Here is a 4,084-nt window from a genome sequence, read left to right on the forward strand (position 1 = left end):
ACATTTGACAGTACCGACTGATGCGGTATCAGATTGTAGCTCTGGAATACAAATCCGACTGAATTGTTTCTATATGAATCCCAGTCTCTTGACTTGAAATCCTTTGTCGACTTGCCATTGATAACCAGATCTCCACTGGTGTACTGATCCAGTCCGCCCACTATGTTCAGAAGCGTTGTCTTTCCACAACCCGACTGACCAAGTATGGACACAAACTCATTTCTCCTAAAGTTCACAGATACACCCTTAAGTGCCTGAACAACTTCATCACCAGTGTGATAATCCTTCACGATATTCTTAAGCTGAAGCATTCTATCCTCCTTACAAAAATCATATTGTGTTCTATATGCATTACACTTTGATAGATTTGTCATTATTACTGGAAAATCATAGCATTTATTTTTTTTCAATGCAATTAAGGCAGGCTATTCTTTATAAATGTTTTATTTTCTATCGATAAGTTCAAACTAACTATATGTTGAACTTTTGGCTAAAAATTCTTTTATTTTCTTATTATATGGGGTATAATCAGCGTAAGTGGGTACGTTGTATCCAAATATAATTTTACGGAGGATTTTACAAATGTTAGTTTCAGCAACAGAAATGTTAAAGAAAGCTAAGGCTGGTCACTACGCAGTAGGTCAGTTCAACATCAACAACCTTGAGTGGACAAAGGCTGTTCTCCTCACAGCTCAGGAGCTTCAGTCACCTGTTATCCTTGGTGTTTCAGAGGGCGCTGGAAAGTATATGACAGGATTTGAGACAGTTGCAGCAATGGTTAAGGCTATGGATGAGTCACTTGGAATCACAGTTCCTGTAGCTCTTCACCTTGATCACGGAACATACGAAGGATGCTACAAGTGTGTTAAGGCTGGATTTACTTCAATCATGTTCGATGGTTCACACTATCCATTCGAAGAGAACCTTGCTAAGTCAACAGAGCTCGTTAACGTAGCTCATCAGCTTGGCCTCTCAATCGAGTGTGAGGTTGGTTCCATCGGTGGTGAGGAAGACGGAGTTGTTGGTATGGGCGAGTGCGCTGATCCAGATGAGTGTAAGACTATCGCTGATCTCGGTGTAGATATGCTTGCAGCTGGTATCGGTAACATCCATGGTAAGTACCCAGCTAACTGGAAGGGACTTAGCTTTGAGACACTTGATGCTATCCAGCAGAAGACAGGCGTTATGCCATTAGTTCTTCACGGTGGTACAGGTATCCCAGCTGACATGATCAAGAAGGCTATTTCACTTGGCGTTTCAAAGATCAACGTTAACACAGAGTGCCAGTTATCATTCGCAGATGCTACAAGAAAGTACATCGAGGCTGGTAAGGATCTTGAGGGCAAGGGATTTGATCCTAGAAAGCTTCTCGCTCCTGGTTTCGAGGCTATCAAGGCTACTGTTAAGGAGAAGATGGAACTCTTCGGATCAGTTGGTAAGGCTAACGACTAATTCTTTAACAGAACAATTAACAAATGTAACGATAAACTGTTCGACAGCTTTCGGACAAGTATCGCTCACGTAAACTTAAAGGAACCCCATCACAGCTTGTATAAGCCATGATGGGGTTCTTATTTTTATATCATACATTCTACTAATATTAATTGTCTAATCCTGATTCTCTGCCTTGTCCTTCTTCCTGCTGATCGTCCACCATATAGGAACTGATATCAGCATGAAAAGTGCCGCTGCCACGCTGATCCATGCACCGACTCCGAGTCTTGCATTTGCCGCTGCATCTAGCTTTCCAAGATCTATCAATGACAGAACAAATTCAAATATCAATATTCCGCCAACAATTATAGATATAACAAGGTCTGCTATATAACAGCCTGCCTTGTTGATAAATGCACAGATCACGTCTGCTATGATAACTACCGCCACAACAAGCATGGATAATATATTTATACCAAACACTCCAACTATGCTTCTGGCATCTGTACCCATATATGCATAAGGAATAAATACTGATACAACAGCCATGATAATGCCGATCAGGTTTAACATATTAGGTACATGTGTGGATCCCTTCTTCACATCACCAGCTATGTTCTGCCTGTTCTCATATCCCATATAACCCATAGGGTTGTTGTATGGCGTTGGCTGTACCGGCTGGCCGTACTGCGACTGTGGCTGGTATGGCTGCTGGGTTGGCTGACCATACTGTGGCATCTGCTGGTATGGTGGCTGCATTGGCTGTACGCCCTGGCTATACTGTGCCTGTGGCTGATATGGCTGCTGTACCGGCTGACCATACTGCGACTGTGGCTGGTATGGCTGCTGCACCGGCTGGCCATACTGTGGCTGAGCCGTTTGTTCATACTGCGGCATATGCTGCACTGGCTGGCCATACTGTGGCATATGCTGATACAGTAACTGAGCTGGCTGTGCTACCTGACTATATGGTGCTTGAACTGACTGCGCTCCCTGACCATTCTGTGCCTGACTTTGCTCAGCCATCACAGCTTTTTCCTGCTCCACATTCTGCTCAGAAGTCGACCCGCCATCAACTCCGTCAATATCTTCTACTCTATTCTGTTCATCCATGTTGTCATCTACCTCCGATGTAATTATTCGACACATCCCTTACATATCGAGATACCTCTTCAGATACTGTCCTGTATATGACTGAGGTATCTTCGCAACTTCCTCAGGAGTTCCTCTGGCAATGACCGTTCCACCGCCTGCGCCTCCTTCAGGTCCCATGTCAATAATATAATCTGCGGTCTTGATAACGTCAAGATTATGTTCGATAACCACCACTGTGTTGCCGCCTTCACTGAGCCTTCTGAGTATATCCACAAGCCTGTGAACATCAGCAAAATGAAGTCCGGTGGTTGGCTCGTCAAGCACATATATAGTCTTTCCCGTTCCACGTCTTGACAGCTCAGTTGCAAGTTTGATTCTCTGTGCCTCTCCTCCTGACAAAGTGGTGGACGGCTGTCCAAGCTTGATATATCCGAGTCCCACATCACGGAGAGTCTCTATCTTCCTCAGTATCCTTGGCACATTTGCAAAGAACTCGCACGCCTCATCAACTGTCATATCGAGAACTTCATTGATACTCTTGCCCTTGTACTTGACCTCCAAAGTCTCTCTGTTGTATCTCTTTCCTCCACACACCTCACATGGCACATATATATCTGGCAGGAAGTGCATCTCTATCTTGATGATTCCGTCTCCACGACATGCCTCGCATCGTCCTCCGGATACATTGAAGCTGAATCTTCCCTTACCGTAACCTCTTGCCTTGGCATCCTTTGTACCGGCAAACAGGTCTCTTATCAGGTCAAACGTACCTGTGTAGGTAGCCGGATTGGATCTCGGAGTTCTTCCTATAGGTGACTGGTCTATATTTATGATCTTGTCCAAAGCATCATAACCGATGATATGGTCATGCTTTCCTGCCTTAACCCTGCTTTTATTGAGTCTTCTCGCAAGTTTCTTGTACAGGATCTCATTTACCAGAGAACTCTTTCCCGAACCTGATACACCTGTAACGCATGTCATGACTCCAAGTGGTATATCCACATCTATATGCTTGAGATTGTTCTCATAAGCATTCTTGACAGTGAGCCATCCAGTTGGCTTTCTCCTCACATCCGGAACCTCTATCTTCTTCCTGCCGCTTAAGTAGTCACCGGTGATAGAATTCTCACATTTCATAATGTCTTCAGCCGTACCCTCAGCTACCACATATCCACCATTTGCACCGGCTCCCGGTCCTATATCTATGATGTGATCCGCCGCCCTCATGGTATCCTCGTCGTGCTCTACAACTATCAGTGTATTTCCAAGGTCTCTCAGATTCTTGAGCGCTGCGATCAACTTGTCATTGTCTCTCTGATGAAGTCCGATACTTGGCTCATCCAGAATATATGCAACTCCGACCAGACCTGAACCTATCTGCGTGGCAAGTCTTATTCTCTGTGCCTCTCCACCTGAGAGCGTGCTTGTACCTCTACTCAGACACAGATAGTCAAGTCCCACATCAATAAGGAAATGCAGTCTCGACCTTATCTCCTTGAGTATGGCCGCACCTATCATCTTCTGTCTGTCAGTGAGCTCCAGATCTTTCATGAAC

At 44.7% G+C, this 4,084-nt stretch carries 4 protein-coding genes; 1 reads left to right on the plus strand and 3 read right to left on the minus strand.

Going from position 1 to position 4,084, the window contains the following annotated elements:
• On the minus strand, positions 1 to 311 hold a 311-nt coding region (locus ABUA34_RS13925), incomplete at its 3' end, for an ATP-binding cassette domain-containing protein (RefSeq protein WP_349823506.1).
• A 271-nt stretch (positions 312 to 582) separates the two neighbouring features.
• Between ABUA34_RS13925 and fba the strand changes: the two genes are divergently transcribed.
• Positions 583 to 1,452: a class II fructose-1,6-bisphosphate aldolase gene (gene fba, locus ABUA34_RS13930; RefSeq protein ID WP_349823507.1), complete on the plus strand. Its 870-nt coding sequence runs from the start codon at positions 583 to 585 to the stop codon at positions 1,450 to 1,452.
• Positions 1,453 to 1,608: 156 nt separating this feature from the next.
• Here the strand turns inward: fba and ABUA34_RS13935 are convergent, their stop codons facing one another.
• A complete protein-coding gene (locus tag ABUA34_RS13935; RefSeq protein ID WP_349823508.1) occupies positions 1,609 to 2,547 on the minus strand; it encodes a hypothetical protein in 939 nt (312 codons plus the stop codon).
• 39 nt (positions 2,548 to 2,586) lie between these two features.
• A partial coding sequence (gene uvrA, locus ABUA34_RS13940; protein WP_349823509.1) for an excinuclease ABC subunit UvrA occupies positions 2,587 to 4,084 on the minus strand: 1,498 nt, incomplete at its 5' end.

Source organism: Coprococcus sp. RTP21428st1_C9_RTP21428_210409 (genome assembly GCF_040227395.1).
Lineage (GTDB): Bacteria > Bacillota > Clostridia > Lachnospirales > Lachnospiraceae > Coprococcus > Coprococcus aceti.

Bases quoted from the DNA above. Each gene is read 5' to 3' on its own strand.
- fba (WP_349823507.1), top strand. From the start codon at position 583: ATGTTAGTTTCAGCAACAGAAATGTTAAAGAAAGCTAAGGCTGGTCAC.
- ABUA34_RS13935 (WP_349823508.1), bottom strand. From the start codon at position 2,547: ATGGATGAACAGAATAGAGTAGAAGATATTGACGGAGTTGATGGCGGG.